The 22,678-nt window shown below is 73.0% G+C and carries 23 protein-coding genes and 1 tRNA gene; 10 read left to right on the top strand and 14 right to left on the bottom strand.

The features are described from left to right. Positions 1 to 25: 25 nt before the first annotated feature. Genes ROT00_RS13680 through ROT00_RS13665 form a run of 4 tightly spaced genes read right to left on the bottom strand, consistent with a single transcriptional unit; the run spans position 26 to position 3,681 of the window. On the bottom strand, positions 26 to 670 hold the full coding sequence (locus tag ROT00_RS13680; protein WP_404775581.1) for a response regulator: 645 nt from the start codon (positions 668 to 670) through the stop codon (positions 26 to 28). Continuing rightward, positions 667 to 1,845 carry a sensor histidine kinase gene (locus tag ROT00_RS13675; protein ID WP_404775580.1) on the bottom strand — a complete coding sequence of 393 codons (1,179 nt, stop codon included), beginning with the start codon at positions 1,843 to 1,845 and terminating at the stop codon, positions 667 to 669. Before ROT00_RS13675 ends, ROT00_RS13680 begins: the two co-directional genes overlap by 4 nt. A 37-nt stretch (positions 1,846 to 1,882) precedes the next feature. Beyond that, positions 1,883 to 2,746 carry an ABC transporter permease gene (locus tag ROT00_RS13670; protein ID WP_404775579.1) on the bottom strand — a complete coding sequence of 288 codons (864 nt, stop codon included), beginning with the start codon at positions 2,744 to 2,746 and terminating at the stop codon, positions 1,883 to 1,885. Further along, positions 2,743 to 3,681, bottom strand: a complete 939-nt coding sequence (locus ROT00_RS13665) for an ABC transporter ATP-binding protein (RefSeq protein ID WP_404775578.1) — start codon at positions 3,679 to 3,681, stop codon at positions 2,743 to 2,745. Before ROT00_RS13665 ends, ROT00_RS13670 begins: the two co-directional genes overlap by 4 nt. Before the next feature lie 155 nt (positions 3,682 to 3,836). Between ROT00_RS13665 and ROT00_RS13660 the strand changes: the two genes are divergently transcribed. Beyond that, the gene (locus tag ROT00_RS13660; RefSeq protein WP_404775577.1) at positions 3,837 to 4,643 is read left to right on the top strand and encodes a hypothetical protein; all 807 of its coding nucleotides are present in this window, start codon (positions 3,837 to 3,839) and stop codon (positions 4,641 to 4,643) included. A 24-nt stretch (positions 4,644 to 4,667) separates the two neighbouring features. Here ROT00_RS13660 and ROT00_RS13655 read toward each other — a convergent pair whose 3' ends face one another. After that, positions 4,668 to 5,399, bottom strand: coding sequence for a LysE/ArgO family amino acid transporter (locus ROT00_RS13655; protein ID WP_404775576.1), 732 nt, complete (start codon positions 5,397 to 5,399; stop codon positions 4,668 to 4,670). 71 nt (positions 5,400 to 5,470) lie between these two features. Here ROT00_RS13655 and ROT00_RS13650 point away from each other — a divergent pair, with 71 nt between their 5' ends. Next, positions 5,471 to 6,373: a LysR family transcriptional regulator ArgP gene (locus ROT00_RS13650; RefSeq protein WP_404775575.1), complete on the top strand. Its 903-nt coding sequence runs from the start codon at positions 5,471 to 5,473 to the stop codon at positions 6,371 to 6,373. Between the two features lie 212 nt (positions 6,374 to 6,585). Here the strand turns inward: ROT00_RS13650 and ROT00_RS13645 are convergent, their stop codons facing one another. Together ROT00_RS13645 and ROT00_RS13640 are read right to left on the bottom strand one after the other, a co-directional pair. Next, a complete protein-coding gene (locus ROT00_RS13645; RefSeq protein ID WP_404775574.1) occupies positions 6,586 to 7,812 on the bottom strand; it encodes a pyridoxal phosphate-dependent aminotransferase in 1,227 nt (408 codons plus the stop codon). Positions 7,813 to 7,876: 64 nt separating this feature from the next. Then, positions 7,877 to 9,394, bottom strand: coding sequence for a deoxyguanosinetriphosphate triphosphohydrolase family protein (locus tag ROT00_RS13640; protein ID WP_404775573.1), 1,518 nt, complete (start codon positions 9,392 to 9,394; stop codon positions 7,877 to 7,879). 158 nt (positions 9,395 to 9,552) lie between these two features. Between ROT00_RS13640 and ROT00_RS13635 the strand changes: the two genes are divergently transcribed. The 5 genes from ROT00_RS13635 (at position 9,553) to rplA (ending at position 12,336) form a co-directional block, all read left to right on the top strand. Then, positions 9,553 to 9,625 (top strand) — tRNA-Trp (locus ROT00_RS13635). 39 nt (positions 9,626 to 9,664) lie between these two features. After that, positions 9,665 to 9,940, top strand: coding sequence for a preprotein translocase subunit SecE (gene secE / locus ROT00_RS13630; protein WP_230768106.1), 276 nt, complete (start codon positions 9,665 to 9,667; stop codon positions 9,938 to 9,940). 71 nt (positions 9,941 to 10,011) lie between these two features. Then, positions 10,012 to 10,938, top strand: coding sequence for a transcription termination/antitermination protein NusG (gene nusG / locus ROT00_RS13625; RefSeq protein ID WP_404775572.1), 927 nt, complete (start codon positions 10,012 to 10,014; stop codon positions 10,936 to 10,938). 155 nt (positions 10,939 to 11,093) lie between these two features. Further along, positions 11,094 to 11,522, top strand: a complete 429-nt coding sequence (gene rplK, locus ROT00_RS13620) for a 50S ribosomal protein L11 (protein WP_189085629.1) — start codon at positions 11,094 to 11,096, stop codon at positions 11,520 to 11,522. A 124-nt stretch (positions 11,523 to 11,646) separates the two neighbouring features. Further along, a complete protein-coding gene (gene rplA / locus ROT00_RS13615; protein ID WP_189085630.1) occupies positions 11,647 to 12,336 on the top strand; it encodes a 50S ribosomal protein L1 in 690 nt (229 codons plus the stop codon). Positions 12,337 to 12,417: 81 nt separating this feature from the next. Here the strand turns inward: rplA and ROT00_RS13610 are convergent, their stop codons facing one another. From ROT00_RS13610 to ROT00_RS13585, 6 genes are all read right to left on the bottom strand, one after another. Further along, positions 12,418 to 12,723 carry an acylphosphatase gene (locus ROT00_RS13610; protein WP_404775571.1) on the bottom strand — a complete coding sequence of 102 codons (306 nt, stop codon included), beginning with the start codon at positions 12,721 to 12,723 and terminating at the stop codon, positions 12,418 to 12,420. A 125-nt stretch (positions 12,724 to 12,848) separates the two neighbouring features. Next, the gene (locus ROT00_RS13605; protein ID WP_404775570.1) at positions 12,849 to 14,360 is read right to left on the bottom strand and encodes an APC family permease; all 1,512 of its coding nucleotides are present in this window, start codon (positions 14,358 to 14,360) and stop codon (positions 12,849 to 12,851) included. A gap of 138 nt (positions 14,361 to 14,498) precedes the next feature. Beyond that, the gene (locus ROT00_RS13600) at positions 14,499 to 14,882 is read right to left on the bottom strand and encodes a RidA family protein (protein ID WP_404775569.1); all 384 of its coding nucleotides are present in this window, start codon (positions 14,880 to 14,882) and stop codon (positions 14,499 to 14,501) included. A gap of 48 nt (positions 14,883 to 14,930) precedes the next feature. Continuing rightward, positions 14,931 to 15,662 carry an IclR family transcriptional regulator gene (locus ROT00_RS13595; protein ID WP_404775568.1) on the bottom strand — a complete coding sequence of 244 codons (732 nt, stop codon included), beginning with the start codon at positions 15,660 to 15,662 and terminating at the stop codon, positions 14,931 to 14,933. After that, positions 15,662 to 17,311 carry an N-acyl-D-amino-acid deacylase family protein gene (locus ROT00_RS13590; RefSeq protein ID WP_404775567.1) on the bottom strand — a complete coding sequence of 550 codons (1,650 nt, stop codon included), beginning with the start codon at positions 17,309 to 17,311 and terminating at the stop codon, positions 15,662 to 15,664. Before ROT00_RS13590 ends, ROT00_RS13595 begins: the two co-directional genes overlap by 1 nt. Positions 17,312 to 17,324: 13 nt before the next feature. Next, positions 17,325 to 18,599 carry an alanine racemase gene (locus ROT00_RS13585; protein ID WP_404775566.1) on the bottom strand — a complete coding sequence of 425 codons (1,275 nt, stop codon included), beginning with the start codon at positions 18,597 to 18,599 and terminating at the stop codon, positions 17,325 to 17,327. A 96-nt stretch (positions 18,600 to 18,695) separates the two neighbouring features. On the opposite strand from ROT00_RS13585, the gene ROT00_RS13580 reads away from it, so the two are divergent. Continuing rightward, positions 18,696 to 19,613: a sugar kinase gene (locus tag ROT00_RS13580; RefSeq protein WP_404775565.1), complete on the top strand. Its 918-nt coding sequence runs from the start codon at positions 18,696 to 18,698 to the stop codon at positions 19,611 to 19,613. Beyond that, positions 19,610 to 20,227, top strand: a complete 618-nt coding sequence (locus ROT00_RS13575) for a bifunctional 4-hydroxy-2-oxoglutarate aldolase/2-dehydro-3-deoxy-phosphogluconate aldolase (protein ID WP_404775564.1) — start codon at positions 19,610 to 19,612, stop codon at positions 20,225 to 20,227. The genes ROT00_RS13580 and ROT00_RS13575 overlap by 4 nt, the downstream gene beginning before the upstream one ends. Here ROT00_RS13575 and ROT00_RS13570 read toward each other — a convergent pair. Then, positions 20,224 to 21,018 (bottom strand): IclR family transcriptional regulator, encoded by a 795-nt coding sequence (locus ROT00_RS13570; protein ID WP_404775563.1) that lies wholly within the window; start codon positions 21,016 to 21,018, stop codon positions 20,224 to 20,226. The two genes, ROT00_RS13575 and ROT00_RS13570, sit on opposite strands and share 4 nt — an antisense overlap. 122 nt (positions 21,019 to 21,140) lie before the next feature. Between ROT00_RS13570 and ROT00_RS13565 the strand changes: the two genes are divergently transcribed. Continuing rightward, the gene (locus tag ROT00_RS13565) at positions 21,141 to 22,673 is read left to right on the top strand and encodes an ABC transporter substrate-binding protein (RefSeq protein ID WP_404775562.1); all 1,533 of its coding nucleotides are present in this window, start codon (positions 21,141 to 21,143) and stop codon (positions 22,671 to 22,673) included. Positions 22,674 to 22,678 lie beyond the last annotated feature (5 nt).

The following is a 22,678-nucleotide window of genomic DNA, read 5'->3' as shown; positions in this document are numbered from 1 at the left end:
CGGGCGGCGCGGGCGGGCGCCGGGCTCAGAGCAGCCCGAGCTCCATCGCCCGCGTCACGGCCCGCGTGCGGTCGTTCACGCCGAGCTTCTCGAACACGTGGGTGAGGTGGGTCTTCACCGTCGCCTCGCCGATGATGAGCGCCCGCGCGATCTCGGGGTTCGAGCGGCCGGCGGCGACGAGGCGCAGCACCTCGAGCTCCCGCGGCGAGAGGGCCTGGGGCGCGCCCGCCGCGCCCTCGGCATCCGCCCGCATCCGCCGCACGAGCTGCGCGGCGACCGACGGCGCGAGCACCGTCTCGCCGGCGACGACGGCGCGGATGCCGGCGAGGATCTCCTCCTGCGGCGCCGCCTTCAGGAGGTAGCCCGACGCGCCCGCCTCGATGGCCTCGACGATGTGCTCGTCGGTGTCGTAGGTGGTGAGCACGAGCACCCGCACGCCGCCGCCCGCCGCGAGGATCCGCGCGGTCGCCGCGGCGCCGTCGAGCCCGGGCATCCGGAGGTCCATCAGCACGAGCGCGGGGGAGCGCTCCGCCGCGAGGGCGACCGCCTCGAGCCCGTCGGCCGCGACGCCGACGACCTCGATGCCCTCGGCGCTGTCGAGGAGCGCGACGATGCCGGCTCGGACGATGGGGTGGTCGTCGGCGACGACGACGCGGATGGGCGCGCTCACGCGGTGCTCCCTTCGCTCGGAACGGGGTCGTCGGCCGCGACGGGCAGCTCGACGACGAGCTCGGCGCCGCCCCCGGACGCCGGGCCGAAGCGCACCCGGCCGCCGGCGAGGGCGACGCGGTCGCGGAGCCCGGCGAGGCCGAAGCCCGGGGCGTCGTCCGGTCCGGGGCCGACCCCGTCGTCGCGCACCGTGAGCCTGGCCAGGCCCGCGACCGTCTCGACCGTGAGGGCGGCGCAGCGGGCGTTCGCGTGCTTGCGCACGTTCGCGAGCCCCTCCTGCGAGGCGCGGAGGAGCACCACCTCCAGCTCCCGGCCGAGCCCGGGCGCCCGGGCGTCGAGCGCGACCGCGACCCCGGTCTCCCGCTCGAACGCGACGGCGAGCCGGCCGAGGGCGTCCGCGAGGCTCGTGTCGAGCGCGACGGGGGAGACGGCGGCGACGAGCCCGCGGGCCTCGGTGAGCGCCTCCCGCGCCATCTCCTCGATCAGGGCGAGGTCGTCGCGGGCGGCGGGCACGTCGGGCGCCGAGGCATCCAGCCGCCGCTCCGCGCGCTGGGCGAGCATGACGAGTCCCGTGAGACTCTGCGCGATGGTGTCGTGGATCTCGCGGGCGAGCCGGGCGCGCTCCTCGGTCACGCCGCTCTCGCGGTGCACCGCGGCGAGCTGCCCCTGCGCGGCCTGCAGCTCCTCGAGCAGCCGGGCGCGCTCCTCGCCGATCTCCGCGATCCGCGTGATCCAGAGCCCGAGCGCGAGGCTGAACGCCAGCGAGAGCGCGCCGACCCCGATGCCGGCGAGCACACCCGAGGGGCCGAGCCCGATCGCGTAGCCCGCCGCGACGGCGATCGCGAGGAACACGTTGCCGACCACGGACCGCCTCGTCGACGGCGAGGTGATCCAGATGAAGGGGTAGGCGAAGGCCTGCAGCGTCGCGGCCCCGGAGTCGAACGCGGTGCCCGCGAAGACGATCACGACGAGGATGACGGTGATCGCGACGTGGTGCCGCGGGTCCTCCGAGCCGATGCGCCCCCGGAGGTAGACGACGTAGGCGAGGAGGAACACCGCGACGACCGACCAGCTGCCCCAGTCCTGCGGACCGTACGGCGGGAACACCAGGCCGAAGGTGACGACGACGGCGGACACCGCGAGCGCGGCGAGGTCCCACCAGCGGCGGTTCAGCATTCCGTCATGCTCTCACGGGCCGTCCTGCACTGGCGGCTCAGGCGTCGCGCCGGATCCACCGGAACGTGATCCGGCTCGCGACGAGCCCGATCACGAGCCAGACGAGGAGCCAGAGCGCGACCCAGCCGAGGTCCCAGGCGCCGTGCTGCTCCAGCGCGGCGAAGTCCTCCGGCAGGAACGCGGCGCGCATGCCCTGCGCCATCCACTTCAGCGGGAAGAGGCTCGCGAGGTTCTGCATCCACTCCGGCAGTGCGGAGAACTGCAGGTACACGCCCGAGATGAACTGCAGCACGAGCACGATCGGCACGACGACCGCGGTCGCCGACCGGGCGCTGCGCGGCACGGCAGAGAGCGCGATGCCGAGGAGCGCCGAGGCGACCGTGCCGAGCACGAACACCCAGGCGAAGGTGAGCCAGGCGTCGCCGCTCGTCGGCAGCTCGACGCCGAAGACGGTCGCCGCGACGAGCAGCAGCAGCCCCGCCTGCAGCACGCCGGTCGTGAACACCTGGCCGAGCTTGCCGATGAAGTACGACACCGGCGAGAGCGGGGTGCCGCCGAGCCGCTTCAGCGTGCCGTCGCCCTTCTCGCCGGCGATGTCGACCGCGAGGTTCTGCACGCCCGAGAGCAGCACGCCGGCGGCGAGCATGCCCGGCAGGTAGTACGCTCCGACGCTCACTCCCGCGCTGCCCGCGCCGGGGGCGATGTCGCCGGACGAACTGAAGGCGGCGGTGAAGATGCCGAGCATGATGAGCGGGAAGAGGAAGGTGAAGAACACCGTGTCGGGGCTGCGGAAGTAGCCGCGCACCTCGTAGCCGATGCGGCGGACGCCGGTGGCGACGACGCCGGGCAGGCGGCCGGCCCCGGTGCGGCCGGCGGTGGACGGTGCGGTGACGGCGCTCATGCGCGGGCCTCCTCGGGGGTCGTGGCGGGGGTGGGGGCGGATGCGCCGAGCGAGGCGGATGCCTCCGCGCCGGACGCCTCGCGAACGAGACCGAGGTAGACGTCCTCGAGGCTCGGGCGGATGACCTCGAGCTCGGCGGGCTCGCCGCCGTGGTCGGCGGCCTCGGCCGCGAGCGCGGCGACGAGCTCCGCCGGACGCTCGGTGCGCTGCTCGCGCCGTGCGCCCGCGGCATCCCGCCAGCGGACGATCGGCACCCTGGCTGCTGCGCCGCCGAGCGCGTCGATCGCGCCCTCCGCGACGATGCGGCCGCCGAGGATGACCGCCGCGCGATCGCCGAGCCGCGCCGCCTCGTCGAGGTAGTGGGTCGTGAGGAGGATGGTCGTCCCCTCCGCCTTCAGCCGCTCGATGAGCCCCCAGAACTCGCGTCGCGCCTCGGGGTCGAAGCCCGTCGTCGGCTCGTCGAGGAAGAGGAGCTGCGGCCGGCCGATGATGCCGAGGGCCACGTCGACCCGGCGGCGCTGGCCGCCGGACAGCTTCGAGATGCGGGTGCCGGCCTTCTGCTCCAGGCCGACCGCGGCGATGACCTCGTCGACGTCGCGGGGGTCGGGGTAGTAGCCCGCGAACTGCCGCAGCTGCTCGCGCACCGTGTAGAGGCCCGTCTCCGCGGCCGACTGCAGCACGATGCCGAGCTCCGCGCGCCAGGCGCGGCCGCCCGTCGCCGGATCGGTGCCGAGCACCGAGACCTCGCCGGAGCTGCGGCGGCGGTAGCCCTCGAGGATCTCGATCGTGGTCGACTTGCCCGCGCCGTTCGGGCCGAGCAGGGCGAGCGTCTCGCCGCGGGCGATGTCGAGGTCGATGCCGTCGACGGCGGTCACCTGGCCGTAGGCCTTGCGCAGCCCGCGCACCCGGACGGCGGGGCTCTGAATCTGGTCCATGCTGCGAGCCTCTCGCGCGGGAGGCGGTCACGGGCACCCCCGAACTGGCGATTCCGGCATCCCCCGATCGGTGGATGCCGGCCGCTAGTCTGGGTCGGCGCGCCGCCGGGGCCCGTCCGGAGCCCCTCCAGGATCCGCGCGCGGATCGGAGCACCGTGCCGCAGCAGGACCCCGTCGCCTCGCGCCCGCGGCATCCGGCCCTGCCCGCCGCGGGCTGGGTCGTGCTCTGCATCGCCGCGCCGCTCGCGCTGCTGCTGAGCGTGGTCGGGGCGTTGTCGCTCGCGGCCGCGGCGACGACGATCGGCGCCCGCGCGAGCGAGATCCGCGCCGGGGCGGGCGCGGAGGAGTACGGCACGGAGGGATGGCTCGAGCCGGAACCCGAGCCGGCGCCGGAAGCCGAGCCGGAGCCGCAGCGGGAGTACCCGCCCGGCACGATCGGGCTCGACGACCCGATCGACTTCGGCGCGGCGCCCGCCTGGCGGCTCGCGACACCGGGTGGCTGGGAGGAGTTCGATGGCATTCTGGGGGATGCCGCGTACTACTCGTACTCCTCAGGTTGCGAGGTGTACCTGTCGGCGCGCGGGGACAGCGTCGTCACCGATGCCGACCTCGAGAGCGGCCGCCGCGGCGCCAGCACCGCGCTGGCCGAGGCGATGATGCTCGCGCACTTCTCCGCCCGGACGCATTCCTACCCCGGAGGCACGGTGTCGGAGGAACAGCCCACCACGAGCCGGGCGCTCGCCCTCGGCTCTTGGCAGGGTGACGCCAGGCTCGAGTTCGCACAACTGGACGGCAGCTACGTCGAGGACGAGGTGACGCACCTCGTCACCTCATACGCGCGAAAAGACATCGACGGCCAGGGCGGGTATGCGTCGTTCCTCGTCGACTGCGTGCTCACGCCGAACGACGGGGCTCCGAGCCCGCCGGCGCTCACCGTCGACTTCGTGCTCGACCTCGGCTGAGCCGGGCGAGGCGTGCCTCCGCGCTCAGCGTGGCAGCACGAGCGACACCGCGAGGGCGAGCATCACGACCGCGATGACGCCGTCGAGGATGCGCCAGGCGCGCGGCGTCGAGAGCACCCGGCCGAGGAGGCGCGCCCCGTAGGCGAGGCCGAAGAACCAGAGCAGCGAGCCGAGTGCCGCGCCGAGCGCGAACCACCAGCGGCCCTCGCCGTGGCCGTTCGCGACCGAGCCGAGCAGGAACACCGTGTCGAGGTAGACGTGCGGGTTCAGCCAGGTGAGCGCGAGGCAGGTGCCGAGGGTCGCGAGCAGGGTCGAGCGCCCCGCGGCGCGGGCGGCGGTCCGCGCGGGCGCGGCGGCCGTCAGCGTGCCGGACCCCACGCTCGCGGGGGTGGCGGTCGGAAGGGCGGCGCCGTCCGGTGTCCCGTCGGACGGCGCCGCAGTCTGGGGAGCCGCGCCGAGCGTCGCGCCGCTCGGGCGGATCGCGCGCTTCGCGGCGAGCACGGCGTAGCCCGCGAGGAACGCCGCGCCGGCCCAGCGCACGACGTCGACGAGCCAAGGCACTGCGGTGAGCACGGCGCCGATGCCCGAGACCCCGACGACGATGAGCACGGCGTCGGAGATCGCGCAGACCGCCGCCACTGCGAACACGTGCTCGCGCCGGATGCCCTGGCGCAGCACGAAGACGTTCTGCGCGCCGATGGCGACGATGAGCGAGAGGCCGAGGCCGAGGCCGGCGAGGGTCGAGCTGAGATCCACGCCTCGACGCTAGGCGCGGACCTGTCTGAAGTACAGTTCAGGATTCTTCATCAGCGTTAGCATTGCTTCAGATGGAGATCCCCGCCGAACTCGCCCGCACCCTCGCGACCGTCGTCGCCGAGGGCACCTTCGACGCGGCCTCGCGGGTGCTGCAGATCACGCCCTCGGCGGTCTCGCAGCGCATCAAGGCGCTCGAACAGCACCTCGGGCGCGTGCTGCTCGTCCGGCAGAAGCCGGTGCGGGCGACCGAGGCCGGGCAGGCCGTCGTCCGCTACGCCCGGCAGCTCGCCCTGCTCGAGCACGACGCCCTCGCCGGGTTCGCGCTCGCCGCGGAGCTGGGCGAGGGGGCCGCGGGCCGCCCCATCGCGGTGCCGCTCGCGGTGAACGCCGACACGCTCGGCACGTGGATCCTGCCGACCCTCGCCGGGCTCGCGGCGCGGCATCCGGTCGTCTTCGACCTGCACCGCGACGATCAGGACTTCACGGCCGAGCTCCTCGAGTCGGGCACCGTGATGGCGGCGATCACCTCGCAGGCGACGCCGGTGGCCGGCTGCGTCGCCCGGCCGCTCGGCGTGATGCGCTACCGCGCCGTCGCGACGCCCGAGTACCTGGCGCGCTGGCTGCCCGGCGGCATGACGCCCGCGACGCTGTCGAGCGCGCCGCTCGTCGACTTCGACCGCCGCGACGATCTGCAGACGGGCTTCCTGCGCTTCGTGGGCGCCGACGACACCGCACCGCCGCGGCACTACGTGCCGGCGTCGAACGACTTCGCCGTCGCCGTGAAGCTCGGGCTCGGCTGGGGCATGCTGCCCGGCTTTCAGAGCGACGAGGAGCTCGCCGACGGGCGGTTGGTGGCGCTCGGCGGTCCGCCGATCGACGTGCCGCTGCACTGGCAGCAGTGGAACCTGCGCTCGCCGCTCCTCGACACGATCGCCGACGCCGTGGTCGCCGAGGCCCGCCGCGCCTTCAACTGAGCCCGCGCGCCTGAGCCCGCGTGCCCGGGTGTCCTCCAGGGCCGCTGCCGCAGCGGAGGAGATCGTCGCGGAGGGAGGCTCCACCGGGCGCGATCGTCCTCCGCCGGTGCGAATCTCCTCCGCGCGCGCCTGACTCGGCGCCGCGGGGGCGCCGCAGGGGCTCTCAGCCGAAGGGGGCGCTCAGTCGAACAGGCGCCCAGCCGAACTGCCGCTCAGCCGAACAGCCGCTGGAGGCGCTGCACGCCCTCGAGGAGCGGCTCGTCGCCGAGCGCGTAGCTGAAGCGCAGGAAGCCGGAGGGTCCGAAGGCCTCGCCGGGGACCGCCGCGACCTCGGCCCGCTCGAGGATGAGGTCGGCGAGCTCGAGCGAGCTCGTCGGCGTGACGCCGCCCCACTCGCGGCCGAGGAGGCCGGTCACGTCGGGGTACACGTAGAACGCGCCCTCGGGCACCGGCACCCGCATGCCCTCGATCTTCGACAGCTCGGCGACGATCGTGCGGCGGCGGCGGTCGAAGGCGCGGCGCATCTGCTCCACCGGCTCCTGGGGGCCGGTGAGGGCGGCGATCGCGGCCCGCTGGGAGATGTTCGACACGTTCGAGGTGAGGTGCGACTGGAGGTTCGCGGCGCCCTTCATGACGTCGGCGGGGCCGACCATCCAGCCGAGGCGCCAGCCGGTCATCGCGTAGGTCTTCGCGACGCCGTTCACGAGGATCGTCTGCTCGGCGAGCCCGGGCACGGCCTCCACGATCGACACGGCGCGCGGCGCGGGCGCGCCGACCTCGGTGTCGAGCCCGGCGTACGTGAGGTTCTGGTAGATCTCGTCGGCGACGACCCAGATGCCGTGCTCGAGCGCCCACTCGCCGATCGCCCGCACCTGCTCGGGGGCGTAGACCGCACCCGTCGGGTTCGACGGCGAGACGAACAGCAGCACCTTGGTGCGCTCGGTGCGCGCGGCCTCGAGCTGCTCGACGGTGACGAGGTAGCCCTGCTCGCTCCCGGCGAAGACGTCGATCTGGCGCCCGCCGGCGAGCTTGATCGCCTCGGGGTACGTGGTCCAGTAGGGCGTCGGCACGAGCACCTCGTCGCCGTCGTCGAGGAGCACCTGGAACGCCTGGTAGACGGCCTGCTTGCCGCCGTTCGTGACGACGACCTGCGAGGCGGGCACCTCGAGGCCCGAGTCGCGGAGCGTCTTCGCCGCGATCGCCTCGCGGAGCTCCGGCAGGCCTGCGGCGGGCGTGTAGCGGTAGTTCCTGGGGTCGTGCGTGGCGGCGAGCGCGGCCTCGACGATGTGCTCGGGCGTGGCGAAATCGGGTTCGCCCGCCGCGTAGGAGATGACCGGGCGCCCCTCGGCCTGGAGGGCCTTCGCCTTCGCGTCGACCTTCAGGGTCGCGGACTCGGCGATGGCGGCGATGCGGGCGGACAGGCGGGGCTTCTCGGTCACAGGGCGAGTCTACCGAGCGGATGTCCCGGCCGACCCGTCGATCCGACCGGCATCCGCCCCCGGTTCAGAGATTCTGACCGATGTCCCACAGCCGGTCGGGCCGGCCGTCGATCGCCTCGGAGACGGCGAGCGCCTGGTCGTCGGAGAGGGAGGCGACGTAGTCGACGACCCCGCGGCCGACGCCGAGCCGGGCGAGCTCGCCCACCTCGGGCAGCGGCACGCCCTCGGGGCGGGTGCGGCGGAGGAGCGCGTAACCGTCGGTCGCGATCTCGATGAGCTCGCGGAGGCGCTGCGGCACCCGGTGCCGGTCGTGCTCGTCGGTGGCCCACGCGGTGAGCCCCTTGACGGCGCGCGTCAGCACTCGGCTGAGTCCCCGCTGGTACATCGCGATGTCGGCGCGGTCGAGGATGAAGTGCCGGTGCACGAACTTCAGGATCTCGACCTCGTGCCAGGCGCCGCGGTCGAGGGTCACGAGCCCGGTGCGCGCGACGCCGGCCGGCGCCGGCACGACGGAGGTCTGCAGATGCCCGATCCAGCGGTTCGTGAACGAGGAGAGCGCCCGCTCCGAGGCGATCGAGCCGTCGAACGGCGAGGCGAGCAGGCCGTCGACGAGGTCCTCGGCGACGACGTCGACCGCCGCGGCGAAGGCGTCGTCGTCGGCGATCCAGTCGTCGGAGCGGCGGAGCTTGCGCCGGAGCGCCTCGAGCGCGGAGCCGGGCGGCGCGGTGCGGGCGAGGAGCTCCTCGTCGGCGAGGCCGCGGAGCTCGGCCGCGCCCTGCGTCCAGCCCCGGAACTCGCGGGCCACGGCGCCCTGGCTCAGCAGCCCCGCGCGGTAGAAGTCGTCGACGTCGTGGATCGAGTAGGCGATGTCGTCGGCGGTGTCCATGATCGAGCACTCGAGCGACTGCGCCATGGGCGGCAGCCCGGTGCGGGCGGCGGCGAGGTCGGCGGCGTCGAGGTCGTAGGCCGAGAACTTGCCGGCCTCCACCGCCCCGTCGACGAGGCGGAGCCCGCGGGGGAGGCCGCCGTCGGGGAACGGCACCGGCCGCGCGAAGCGGGTCCACGGGTACTTCGCGACGGCGGCGCGCACCGCGGAGGTGAGGTTCAGTCCGTGCGGGGCCGCGGCGCTCACGTCGAGGGTGGCGATGATGCGGTAGCTCTGCGCGTTGCCCTCGAAGCCGTCGGCGAGGCCGAGCGTCTCCCGGGCGAGCCGGTCGAGCACGCGCTCGCCGAGGTGGCCGAACGGCGGGTGACCGAGGTCGTGCGCGCTCGCGGCGGCCTGCACGACGACGGCGTCGCAGCCGTGCTCGCGGGCGAGGGCGTTCGCCGGGGAGGCGGGATCGGCGAAGCCGACGGCGATCGCGCGGGCGACGGCGGTCACCTTGATCGAGTGGGTGAGCCGGTTGTGGATGAGCGGGCCGGCCCCGGGCTGGGCGATCACCTGGGTCACGGCGGAGAGCCGGGAGAAGTAGGGCGAGAAGCGGATCCGCTCGAGGTCGAGGCGGAACTGGGAGTGCTCGCCGGTGACCTCGACGCTGGAGCTCGGCTCAGGCGTGCGACGGGCGGCGCGATCCGGGGTCATGGTCCCAATGTAGGCGTCGGTTCGCGCGAGCCGCTCGCGTCGCATAGACTGGGTGAGGTTGCTCGATCCGGCAATGCTTCACTGCGCCCGAAATCCGTTTCGGAAGCGGTGGGATGCGGCGGGTCGGACGACCTCCAGGCCCCAGGCAACGGGGGCTTAGGGCGGTGGCTCAATTGGTAGAGCAGCGGTCTCCAAAACCGCAGGTTGCAGGTTCGAGTCCTGTCCGCCCTGCGAGCCGGCAGTGAATGCCGGCCCACGAAAGGTGTACAGGTGGCCCGGAAGATCATCGACGAACCCAGCGAGGACGTCGTCGCCAACGCGAAGCGCGACCGCGCGGCGCGTCGGAATCCGTTCGCCCGGATCGCGCTGTTCATCCGTCAGGTCATCGCAGAACTGAAGAAGGTCGTCACCCCGACCCGCAAGGAGCTCGTCAATTTCACGATCGTCGTGCTCGTCTTCGTCATCATCATGATGGCGCTCGTGTGGGGGCTCGACCAGCTGTTCGGTCTGCTGGTGGTGTACGTCTTCGGGCAACCGGGAGTCTGATCGGGCTGACGGGCCCACGTCGATCGAGGCTCGCCGAGTGCCGGTCGGGACTCACGAAGTAAGGATCAGAAGTGTCAAGGACTGAGCGCGACGACGTCGACTGGGCCACGGCTGCCGAGCAGTCGGCCGAGGACGACGAGGCGCAGACGGGCAACGTCAACCAGCACGAGGAGGACTCCTCCGAGGCGGCCGAGCACGTCGCCGTCCACGTGGTGGACGACGAGGGCAACGAGGTCGACCTCGATGCGGTCCTCGACTCCCTGGCCGAGGCGAGCGACCCCGAGGCCGACGCCGTCGTGGACGACGCCCTCGACATCGACTCCGCCGACGAGGCCGAGGCGGCCGCCGAGGCCGTCGAGGAAGAGGCCGAGAGCGAGTTCGACCCCTACGAGGAGTTCCGCGCGGAGCTCCGCTTCCTGCCGGGCAAGTGGTACGTCATCCACTCCTACGCCGGCTTCGAGCGCCGCGTGAAGGCGAACATCGAGCAGCGCCGCGAGTCGATGGCGATGGCCGACTACATCTACCAGGTCGAAGTGCCGATGGAAGACGTCGTCGAGATCAAGAACGGCCAGCGCAAGATGGTCACCCGCGTGCGCATCCCCGGCTACGTGCTCGTGCGCATGGAGCTGAACGAGGACTCCTGGTCGGTCATCCGCCACACCCCGGGCGTCACCGGCTTCGTGGGCAACGCCCACAACCCGACGCCGCTCCGCTTCGAGGAGGCCTTCGGCATGCTGAAGAGCCTCGTCGCGCCGGCCGACGTCCCCGCGGCGAAGGGCTCGAAGGCGGCCGCCGCCTCGGGCGCCGCCCGCCAGGTGCAGGCCGAGGTCGACTTCGAGGTCGGCGAGACCATCACCATCAAGGACGGCTCGTTCGCGGGCCTGCCCGGCACGATCAGCGAGATCAAGCCCGAGAGCGGCAAGCTCACGGTCCTCGTCTCGCTCTTCGAGCGCGAGACCCCGGTCGAGCTCAGCTTCGACCAGGTCACGAAGCTCTAGCAGGCTTCCCACCGCACGTCCAGCCGACCCTCCGGTATACTCGGAGGGTTGTGCTGCGTTCGGCCCGCCCGAACCACACGATCCACCGCCGCCCGGAACCGCCGGAGTGACGGGAGAGTGCCCCGCCGGGGCGTTCGAACAGAAAGAGAGAAATCATGGCACCGAAGAAGAAGGTCACTGGTCTGATCAAGCTTCAGATCAACGCCGGCGCCGCCAACCCCGCCCCGCCGATCGGTCCGGCGCTGGGTCAGCACGGCGTGAACATCATGGAGTTCTGCAAGGCCTACAACGCGGCCACCGAGTCGCAGCGCGGCAACGTGATCCCCGTCGAGATCACGGTCTACGAGGACCGCAGCTTCACCTTCATCCTGAAGACCCCGCCCGCCGCCGAGCTCATCAAGAAGGCCGCCGGCGTCGCCAAGGGTTCCGGCGTCCCGCACACCACCAAGGTCGGCAAGATCAGCCCCGACCAGGTCCGTGCGATCGCCGAGCAGAAGATGTCCGACCTGAACGCGAACGACCTCGACGCCGCGTCGAAGATCATCGCCGGCACCGCCCGGTCGATGGGCATCACGGTCGAGTAATCGCCTCGCGGGCTCGCTCGACGAGCCCGTCGGATGGATGCCTCGAGGCATCCGCCTTCAGAACGCTCATTCGTGGCAGCGCCCGCCAGGCGCGATGACCACAACTCTCGCAAGGAGAAGCAACATGGCACAGAAGTCCAAGGCCTACCGGGCCGCGGCCGAGAAGATCGAGGCCGGCAAGTACTACACCCCGAGCGAGGCCGTCGCCCTCGCGAAGGAGACCGGCTCGGCGAAGTTCGACTCGACCGTCGAGGTCGCGCTGAAGCTCGGCGTCGACCCCCGCAAGGCCGACCAGATGGTGCGCGGCACCGTCATCCTCCCGCACGGCACCGGCAAGACCGCCCGCGTCATCGTCTTCGCGACCGGCCCCGCGGCCGAGGCCGCGATCGCCGCCGGCGCCGACGAGGTCGGCGGCGCCGAGCTCATCGAGAAGGTCGCCGCCGGCTACACCGCCTTCGACTCGGCCGTCTCGACGCCCGAGCTCATGGGCCAGGTGGGTCGTCTCGGCAAGGTTCTCGGTCCGCGCGGCCTCATGCCGAACCCGAAGACCGGCACCGTGACCCCGAACGTCGGCCAGGCCGTCTCCGACATCAAGGGCGGCAAGATCGAGTTCCGCGTCGACAAGCACGCCAACGTGCACTTCGTCGTCGGCAAGGCGTCGTTCTCGACCGAGCAGCTCGAGGAGAACGCCAAGGCCGCCCTCGAAGAGGTGCTCCGTCTCAAGCCGTCGAGCTCGAAGGGCCGCTACATCCAGAAGGGCGCCGTGTCGACCACGTTCGGCCCCGGCATCCCGCTGGACGTCAACGCCATCTGAGTCCGCTCGGACGTTCGAAAGGCCCGCCGGTTCGCCGGCGGGCCTTTCTGCGTCCGCGGGCGCCCTGCGGTCAGCGTGCCGTCAGCGCAGGATCCGGAAGCGACCGCCGCGCTCGTCGGCGGACTCCGCCGGCCGCTCGCCCGGACCGGCGGCGGGGAGCTCCGCGACCTCGAGGCCGGTCACCCGGGATCCGGGCGGACCGGCCTCGAGCCGGCGCAGCATGGTGGCGACCGCCGCCTCCTCGCCCTCGATCTCCGCTTCGACCCGTCCGTCGGGGAGGTTCCGCACCCACCCGGCGATGCCGAGCCGATCGGCATGCTTCCGGGCGAGGTAGCGGTAGCCGACTCCCTGGACGTGGCCGGAGACGAGGACATGGCGGCGGATCACCCCGCCACGCTATCCCACCCCTCGGGCACCGCCCCTCACCACCGAGGGGGTCGTTCTGCGACATCCGCATGCGTGTGCGACGCAGCATCCGTCAGAATTCGACCCCCTCGCGGCGGGAAGGCGGGCTACCGCCTGACGGGCGTCGCCCCGGTGCGGGTCCGGATCGCCTCGGCCACCGCGATGGCGTCGCCCTCGGGGGCGCTCGACTTGCGATCCGGCCGGGCGATGAAGAGGTACGCGAGCCCGGTGACGAGGACGATGCCGAGGCCGATGAGCACGACCCAGTCGGCGAACACGTCGCCCGATTCGCCGGGGCGGGCGATCAGCACGATCGCGAAGATCCCGTAGGCGAGGGCGAGGATGTTCACGACGATGCCGGCGCCGCGGAGCGAGAACGGTCCGGCGGGCCGCCAGCCCTTCAGCCGCTGCCGGAGCGAGGCGAGCACGACCATCTGGAACGCGACGTAGATGCCGAGCACCGCGAAGGAGGTGATCGGCACGAGCAGGTTGCCGTTCAGGAAGATCAGCACGCTGATGATCGCGGGCACCGTGCAGGCGACGATGAGGGCGTTCGTCGGCACCTTGTTGCGCGGCGAGACCTTGGCGAGCCAGGTGTGTCCCGGGATCATCCCGTCGCGGGCGAAGGAGAACAGCAGCCGGCTCGCGGCCGCCTGCAGGCTCAGTACGCAGGAGATGAACGCCGTGATCGCGACGACGAGGAAGACCTTCGCGCCGACCGGTCCGAGGGTGTCGGCGAGGATGCCGGGGATCGGGTCCGCGTCCTCGCCGGAGACGATCGCCTCGAGGTTCGGCGCGGCGAGCACGTAGCCGCCGAAGGAGAAGAGGGCTGAGACGCCGCCGACGAGGATCGTCATCATCATGGCCCGGGGGATGCGCCTGGCCGGGTTCGAAACCTCCTCGGCGACGTCGCCGCAGGCCTCGAAGCCGTAGAAGAGGAAGAGGCCCGCGAGCGCGGCGCCGAGGAACGCCACCGCGTAGCTGCCGTCGCCCTCGACGCCCATCGTGTTGAAGAAGATGCCGAAGTCGTGCTTGCGCTGGAAGATCAGCAGGTAGAGGCCGAGCCCGATGACGCCGATGAGCTCGGCGGCGAGGCCGATCTGCGCGACGCGGGCGAGGGTCTTCGTGCCCGAGAAGTTGAAGACGAAGGCGAGGAGGAGCAGCCCGAGCGTGATCGCGAGGTTCACCCCGGGGGTGAGCTCGAGGTCGAAGAGGCTGGCGACGAAGCCGGAGCCGAACTCGGCGACCGCGGTGATCGTCACGATCATCGCCCAGATGTAGACCCAGGCGGCCATCCACGCGTAGCGGCGGCCCCAGAGTCGTCTCGCCCAGGGGTAGATGCCGCCGTGGATCGGGTACTGCGACACGATCTCGCCGAAGACGAGCGAGACGAGCAGCTGTCCGCAGCCGACGATGACGATCCACCAGATCGACGGCGGGCCACCGATCGTGAGCGCCACCGCGAAGAGCGAGTAGACGCCGACGAGCGGGGAGAGGTAGGTAAAGCCGAGGGCGAAGTTCGCCCAGAGGCTCATCGAGCGGTTGAACGAGTCGTCGTAGCCGAGCACCTGGAGGTGCTCGGCGTCGTCGAGGTGGCTGACCTCGGGTTCTGCAGGCATGGGGGTCCCTTCGATCTCCATTGATCTCCCGCCACGGGGCCGGTCGCGAAGGGCCGGTCGAGCGGTTCGAGCGCCAGCATAGCCAGAGCTGCGGTCCTAAAGCTATAGAACCGGATGATTCGATGGGACCCCGCGCGTTCAGCCCTGCGGGACGGCCGCCACGACGTCGATCTCGACCAGGATGTTCGCGAGGCGCGAGCCGACCGTGGTGCGCACCGGGTAGGGCTCGGTGAAGAACTCCGCGTAGGCCTCGTTGTACTCGGCGAAGTCGGCGAGGTCCTCCAGATGGGCGGTGACCTTCACGACGTCGTCGAAGCCGAGGCCGTACTCGGCGAGGACGGCGCCGATGTTGCGGAGCACCTGACGGGTCTGCTCCTGCACCCCGCCCTCGACGACGAGGCCGGTCGCCGGGTCCTGCGGGCCGAAGCCCGCGGTGTAGAGGAAGCCGTTCGCGACGACGCCGTGGCTGTACGGACCGGCGGGCTTCGGGGCGTTCGAGAGGGTGACGGCGGTCTTCGGCATGGGTGCTCCTGTGTTCGGTGATGGATGGGCGATGGATGGGTGGACGGCTCAGCCGAGCTCGGCGGCGATCGCCGCCGCCGTGCTCCGGAGGGCCGGGAGGTGCTGCTTCAGGGCGTCGAGGTCGGCCACCATCCGGATGGCGGTGACCGAGACCGCCCCGACGATGCCCATGCTCGACACGACCGGCACGGCGAGGCAGTTCACGAACGGCTCGAACTCGCGGTCGTCGGTGGCGTAGCCCGCGGCGGCGACCCGGTCGAGCTCGGCGTCGAAGCGGGCGCGGCTCGTGATCGTCCGCTCCGTGAACGGCGCCCAGTCGACCCCCGCGAGCACGGCGTCGCGCTCGAGCTCCGGCAGCTCCGCGAGGATCGCCTTGCCGACGCCCGAGCAGTACGGGATGACGGCCTTCCCGATCCGCGAGTACATGCGGACCCCGGAGGCGTCCTCGACCTTGTCGACGTAGACGATCGAGCCGTCGATGAGCGCGGCGAGGTGCACCGTGTTGCCCGTCCGACGGTGCAGCCGGCGCACGTGCTCGGATCCGGCCTCCCGCAGGTCGAGCGACTCGAGGGCCTCGCGGGACAGCGCCGCGAGCCGGGGCCCGAGGGCGTAGCGGCCCGAGGCGCGCCGCCGCACCCAGCCGACCTGTTCGAGCGACTGCAGCTCGCGGAACATCGTCGAGCGGTGCAGCTCGAAGGCCTCGGCGAGCTCGGCGACCGTGCGCGGCGACTCCGCGACGGCGTCGATGATGCGGGCGGCCCGCTCCACGCTCTGCGACATCAGCGGCTCCCTTCCGCGAGGCCAGCGAGGTCCTCGAGGTCCACGGCGACCGCCGGGGCGCGACGCAGCCCGCGGCCCGGCGTCGCACCGGTGAGCCGCCCACCCGCGAGCACGGGGACGCCCGCGACGAGCACGTCGTCGATGCCCTCGGCGAGGCCGAGCGGCGTGCCGTAGTCGGCGGTGTCCCGCACCGTCGCGGGGTCGAGGAGCACGAGGTCGGCGAGCCAGCCCTCGCGCACCCGACCGCGACGGCCGAGGCCGAAGCGCTCGGCGGCCCGCGTCGAGGCGAAGGCGGCGAGCACCGCCCAGTCGAGCACGCCGTGCTCGACGACGAGCTCCCGCGGATAGCGCGCGAAGCTGCCGCGCGCCCTGGGGTGCGGATGCCGGCCGACGAAGATGCCGTCGGATCCGCCCATCGCCCGCGGATGCGCGAGGATGCCGGCGAGCTCCGCCGCGCTGCGCTCGTGCTGCACGGCCATCACGACGTTCACCTCCAGCCGGCAGGCGACGAGGGCGTCGAGGGCGAACTCGGCCGGCGTGCGCCCGGCGCGCGCGGCTGCCTCGGCGAGCGTGAGCCCGTGCGCCCAATCGAGCTCGGGCGCGGCGAGGTGGCCGAACACGAGCATCTCCGGCCAGGCCGGGCCGAGGCTCGGGTAGTCGGCGATGCCGGGGAACCAGTCGCGCAGCAGCGTCTCGCGCACGCCCTCGTCGCGGAGCTCGGCCACGAGTTCGTCGACGGGGCGAACTCCGAGCTCGGGCGGCAGCAGCGGCATGCCGAGCAGCGAGCAGCCGCGGCCGTAGGGGTAGGCGTCGAAGCTCGCCTCGAGCCCCGCGTCGGCGAGCTCGGTCATGAGCGCCTGCACGATCCCCGGCTCGGCGTGGAAGTGCGAGACGTGCACGGCGACGCCCGCCCGCCGGCCGATCTCGGCGAGCTCGGCGACGCCCGCGGCGGAGTTCGCCTCGTAACCGCCGCGGAGGTGGGAGACGTACACGCCGCAGGCGGGTGCGAGCTCGGCGGCCAGCGCGGCGAGCTCGTCGACGTCGGCGAAGATGCCGGGCACATAGTCGAGCCCGCTGGAGAGCCCGAGCGCGCCATCGGCCATCCCCGCGCGGACGAGGGCGCGCATCTCATCGAGCTCCGCGGCCGTCGCGGGGGCGGCGGAGCGGCCGCAGATCTCGTGGCGCACGGTGCCCGCGGGCACCAGGACTCCGGCGTTCAGCGGGGTCGTGCCGTCGTAGGAGGCGAGGAGCCCGCCGATCCCGTCGCCCCGGTAGCCCGGCTGGGGGCCGTCGATGGCGGCGAAGTACTCGCCCGCGTACGCGCCGTCGCCCGGTGCCGGGCCGACGCCGTCCTGGCCGCCGATGATGCTCGTGACCCCCTGGCGGAGCAGGGCGAGCTGCACCTCGGCATCGAAGAGCCGGCCGCCGGCGTGCGAGTGGGCGTCGACGAATCCGGGCAGGACGAGCCGGCCCTCGCCCGAGACCAGGCGCTCGGCGGCGACGTCGCGCGCGGCGCCGTCTGCCTCGCCGCGGGGCAGGATCGCCGCGATCCGTTCGCCGTCGACGACGAGGTCGACGGGGGCGGCCGCGGGGTCGAGCCGCACGTCCAGGAGGACGGTGCGCGTCGAGGCGGCTCCGGGGTCGGTCATGCTCGCGCTCCGCTCAGAAGAAGGTCCGGACGAGGTCGACGACGCGGGCGCTCCCGGCGCGCTCGACGACGGGCAGCCAGCGCCGCTTGTCGAAGGCCGTGCACGGGTGGGAGAGGCCGAGCGCGACGACGTCGCCCACGCCGAGGGGCAGTTCCGCACCGCGGAGGAAGGCGTGCTGATCGTTCACGGCGGTCACCTCGGCCGCGCGCAGCGGCCGCGCCGCAGCGTCGCCGAGCTCCGCGGAGACCGCGAGCGGTCGCGGCAGGCCCTCGTCGAAGGGGAAGTCGCGCCGACCGCCGTCGAGCAGGGCGAGCCCGGGCTCCGGGTGCGAGACGACGCGGGCGTAGCCGCGCATCGCGGGCCGCAGCTCCGCGTCGAGCGGCGAGATGGCGTGGTAGAAGCCGTCGTCGTGCACGAGGGAGGCGCCCGAGCGGAGCACCCAGCGTCCGGGGCGCCCGGCCGAGGCATCCGCCGCGATCGCGGGCGCGAAAGCCTCGGCGACGAGCTCGGGGTAGGCGCTGCCGCCCGCCGTGACGAGGAGTGGGGCGTCGTCGTCGGCGAGCTGGGCGACCTCGCTGCGGAGCTCCAGCAGCGCGGCGAGGTAGTCGCGGACGGCCGCGACGCCGGCGGCGCTGCGGTCGTGGGCGAGCGCGCCCTCGTAGCCGGCGACGCCCGCGAGCCGGAGCACTGGCGAGGCGACGATCCGCCGGGCGACGGCGACCGCGGCCTCGAGCGTGCGCGCGCCGGTGCGCCCGCCGTCGCCGCCGAGCTCGACGAGCACCTCGACGGGGCGGGGGAGCGGGCCGTGCGCGGCGAGGCCGCGTTCCATCGCCTCGACGGTCTCGAGGGAGTCCGCCCAGCACCAGAACCGGAACCCGGGATCGGCGAGCTCGCCGGCGAGCCAGGCGAGCGCGGCCGGGGCGACGATCGCGTTCGCGAGCATGAGGGTCGGCACGCCGAAGGCGCGGGCGGTGCGGAGCTGGCCCGGGGTCGCGAGGGTGAGGCCGGCGGCACCGTGCGCGAGCTGGAGCGCCCAGAGCTGCGGGGCCATCGTCGTCTTGCCGTGCGGCATGAGCTCGAGCCCGGCGGCGCTCGTCCAGCGCTGCATCGTGGCGGCGTTGCGCTCGAGCGCCTCCTGGTCGAGCACGGTGAGCGGCGTCCAGAACTCGCCGAGGGCGGGCTCCGTCGCGAGGAACTCGCGCGCGGTGAGCCCGGCGGCGCGGGCGGGCAGCCCGGTGTCGGCCGGGGTCAGGACCTCGTCGTGCAGTCGGTCGAGCGCGAGCGTCATCCGTCTCCTCACCTCGGGGTTCGATCTGGCGTGCGTGGGGTGTGCATATACTGCAACGCGCTTGCGCGGCATCTGCACAGCAGTCAGCATAGGGCCGTGCCGCCCAACCCTGAAGTCCTGACCGTCGGCGAGACGATGGCCCTCGTCGTGCCCGCCCGTGCCGAGCCGCTCGCGGACGCCGTCGACTTCCACGTCGAACCGGGCGGCGCCGAGTCGAACGTCGCCGCCCACCTCGCCGCCCTCGGCCGCCGCGCCGCATGGGCCGGGGCCGTCGGCGACGACCCGCTCGGCCGGCGCCTGCTCGCCCAGCTCGCGGCCCTCGGCGTCGACATCGGCTGGGCCCGCCGCGACCCCGGGGCGCCGACCGGGGTCTACTTCAAGGACCCGGGCGACGGCGTGCACTACTACCGCGCCGGCTCCGCGGCATCCCGGCTCGGCCCCGCCGCCGTCGCCGCGCTGCCGATCGCCGGCGTGCGGCTCCTGCACCTGAGCGGCATCACCCCGGCGCTCTCCGCGAGCTGCGACGCCCTCGTCGATGCGCTGTTCGACCGCGCCGCCGCCGAGGGCGTCCCGGTGAGCTTCGACGTGAACCACCGGGCGGCGCTCTGGCCGTCGACGGCCGCCGCCGCCGAGCGCCTCCTCGCCCTCGCCCGCCGCGCCGAGCTCGTCTTCGTCGGGCTCGACGAGGCCGAGGGGCTGTGGGGGACCGCGACGCCCGAGGCCGTGCGCGAGCTGCTGCCGGAGCCCGCCCGGCTCATCGTGAAGGACGGCGCGGTCGGCGCGACCGCCTTCGAGGCCGGCGGGACGCTGCACGTGCCGGCGATCGCCACGACCGCGGTCGAGGTGGTCGGGGCGGGCGACGCCTTCGCCGCCGGCTGGATCGCCGCCTGGCTCGACGGGGCGGATGCCGCGGCCAGGCTCTCCGCCGGCCACGCGCGCGCCGTGCTGACGATCGCGGGCACGAGCGACATCCCGCGTCACCAGCGGATCGACGACGAGAGGAACGACGGATGAGTCGGATCGAGAACGCCGAGTTCGAGGAGCTGCTCGGAGGTGCGCCGGTCATGGCGATCTTCCGGGGGCTCGGCGCCCGACGCAGCCTGGAGCTCGTCGAGCGGGCCTGGGGGCTCGGGATCGACGCGGTCGAGCTGCCGATCCAGTCGGACGACGACGTGGAGGCGCTCCGCGTCGTCGCGGCGGCGGCCCGGGAGCGCGGCCGCGTGGTCGGCGCGGGCACCGTCGTGACGGTCGAGCAGGTGGAGCTCGCCGCCCGCGCCGGGGCCGCCTTCACGGTGAGTCCCGGCTTCGACGAGGCGGTCGTCCGGGCCTCGGCCGAGGCGGGCCTCCCGCCCCTGCCGGGGGTCGCCACGGCCACCGAGGTGCAGCGGGCGACGGCGCTCGGCCTCAGCTGGCTGAAGGCGTTCCCCGCGTCCGCGCTCGGGCCGGGCTGGTTTCGCGCGATGCGCGGACCGTTCCCCGGCGTGCGCTTCGTCGCGACGGGCGGCATGGATGCCGACAACGCCGGCGGCTTCCTCGCGGCCGGGGTGCGTTCGGTCGCGGTGGGGCAGGCCCTCGAGGACGAGTCGCAGCTGCCGCGGCTCGCGGAGCTGCTCCGCGGTCGCGGCTAGCGCCGGGCGCCGAGCCGGCGCGAGATCTCGTTCGCCGAGGCGATGACGAGGGCGGCGAGCTCGGGCACGCGCTCGCTCGTCACCCGGGAGACGGGGCCGGACAGGCTGATCGCGTGGGCGCACTGCCCGTGCTGGTCGAAGACCGGCGCGGCGACGCAGCGGATCCCGTCCTCGTTCTCGACGTCGTCGATCGCCCAGCCGCGCTCCCGGGTGAGCGCGAGGTCGTGCCGGAGGGCCGCCTCGTCGGTGATGGTCCGCGGGGTCCGCCGCGGCATCCCGGCCTCGACGACGGTGCGGAGCGCCGCCTCGTCGAGCTGCGCGAGGATCGCCTTGCCCACGCTCGTCGAGTACATCGGCTGGGTGTTGCCGACGCGCGAGAACATCCGCACGGCGAGCGGGCTGTCGACCTTGTCGATGTAGACGACGCGGGGGAGGGCCGCCCGCACGAGGTGCGTGGTCTCCTGCGAGGCGCGCGAGAGCCGGACCAGGACGTCGTGCATGTCGCGATCGATGCTGACGGCGTTCAGGTAGCTCTGGCCGAGCTGCGCGCTCCGCCAGCTCAGCCGGTAGTGCCCCTGCGTGTCGGCGACCTCGATGAAGTGCTCCTCGATCATCGGCTGCATGAGCCGGAGGATCGTGCTCTTGTTCAGCTGCAGCAGCTCGCCGAGCTCGGCGAGGGAGTAGCCGTCCCCGCTCCGGTCCTCTCCCAGCTGGAGCAGGATCGCGAGCGCCCGACGGAGCGACGACGAGTTGTTGCGCGGGGTGGATGCGGTGGCGGGCTGCACGGTCATCTGGGTCTCCTCCGAATTAGGAAAGACTCTATACGTTCTGCATTGCAATACAGCACTTTGCTTTGCACAATCCTTCTGGATACTCTGCAACGACCCCCGCTTCCAACGACGGAAGGCATCACATGTCCACCACTCACCAGCACGCACCGAAGCTCGGCGCAGCGATCGCGATCGGCGCCGCCGCGCTGCTGCTCGCCGGGTGCGCCGCACCCCAGTCCCTCGCCGGTGACGGCGGCGGCGACGCGCTGACGATCGCGGAGACGACTCCGCCGACCTCCCTCGACCCCCAGCGCTCGAGCATGTTCAGCGACCGCTTCGTCTGGCAGCTGAGCTACGAATGCCTCCTCACGACGAGCGACGACGGCACCGTCGAGCCCGCCCTCGCCACCGGCTACGAGAAGGCCGAGGACGGCCTCAGCTACACCTTCACCCTCCGCGACGGCGTCACGTTCTCGAACGGCGACACGCTCGACGCCGACGACGTGGTCTTCACCTTCGACCGCCTGACCACGAGCCCCGAGCGCATCGACCAGGAACTGTTCCCCACGCTCGTCGGCGCCGAGAAGGTCGACGAGCAGACCGTGCGCTTCACGCTCTCCAGCCCCGACGCCGGCTTCGTCAACAACATGGCGAACCCGCTCGTCTGGGGCTGCGCGATCCTCAGCGACCAGTCGGACGACGGCCTCGCCACCGCGATGATCGGCACCGGCCCGTGGACGCAGTCCGCGTACGAGCCCGGCACGAGCCTCAGCCTGCAGCGCAACGACGACTACTGGGGCGAGCCCACCGCGTCCGAGCAGCTCTCGATCCTCTACATGCCGAGCATGGCCACGCAGGTCAGCAACCTGAAGGCCGGCAAGGTCGACTTGATCTTCCCCGACCAGACCTCCGCGGGATCGCTCGAGAAGGAGGGCTTCTCCGTCGAGAGCACCCCGACCGACTCGACGATCTTCCTCCAGATCAACGACACGAAGGCGCCGTTCGACAACCCGGCCGTCCGGCAGGCGCTCGCACTCGCCTTCGATCGCGACCAGCTCGCCGAGCAGGCCTACGGCGGCGCGGCGCGGGCGAGCGGCTACCTGCCCCCGGGTCTCGAGTGGGCGCCCGCGCCCGCCGAGCTGCCGAACTACACGCAGGACGCCGCGAAGTCGAAGGAGCTGCTCGCCGGGGCCGGGTTCCCGGACGGGGTGAGCGCGAAGCTCATGTACATCGGCGCCTACGACTACGGCACCAACGACCTGCTCGCGAGCATGCAGGACCAGCTCGCCCAGGCCGGGTTCCAGATCGAGCTCGAGCCGCTCGAAGGCGCCACCTGGGGCGACCGGCTCACCTCCCTCGACTACGACCTGAGCTGGAACGCCCAGTCGTACTACTCGAACCCCTACCAGTACATCGCCCCCGCCCCCGGGCGTCAGGGCCCGGTGCCGGACTCGCTGCAGCAGCTCCTCGACGCGGCGCTCGCCGCCGACTCGCAGGAGGCCTACCAGGAGGCGCTCATCGCGGTCGAGAAGCACGAGGCCGAGATCGTCTACCCGACGCTGACGCTGCTCGCCACCGACGCGTTCGTCGCGCACCCCGAGGGCGTCACCGGCGTCTCGGTGCCGTCGAGCCAGAGCCGCGCGTTCCTCGCGGGCGTCTCGAAGAGCGCGGACTGATCTCC

The organism is Agromyces mediolanus (assembly GCF_044917495.1).
In the GTDB taxonomy this organism is placed as follows: domain Bacteria; phylum Actinomycetota; class Actinomycetes; order Actinomycetales; family Microbacteriaceae; genus Agromyces; species Agromyces mediolanus_B.
Note: the sequence above shows the minus strand (reverse complement) of the source record. Positions and strands in the feature narration are given on the sequence as shown.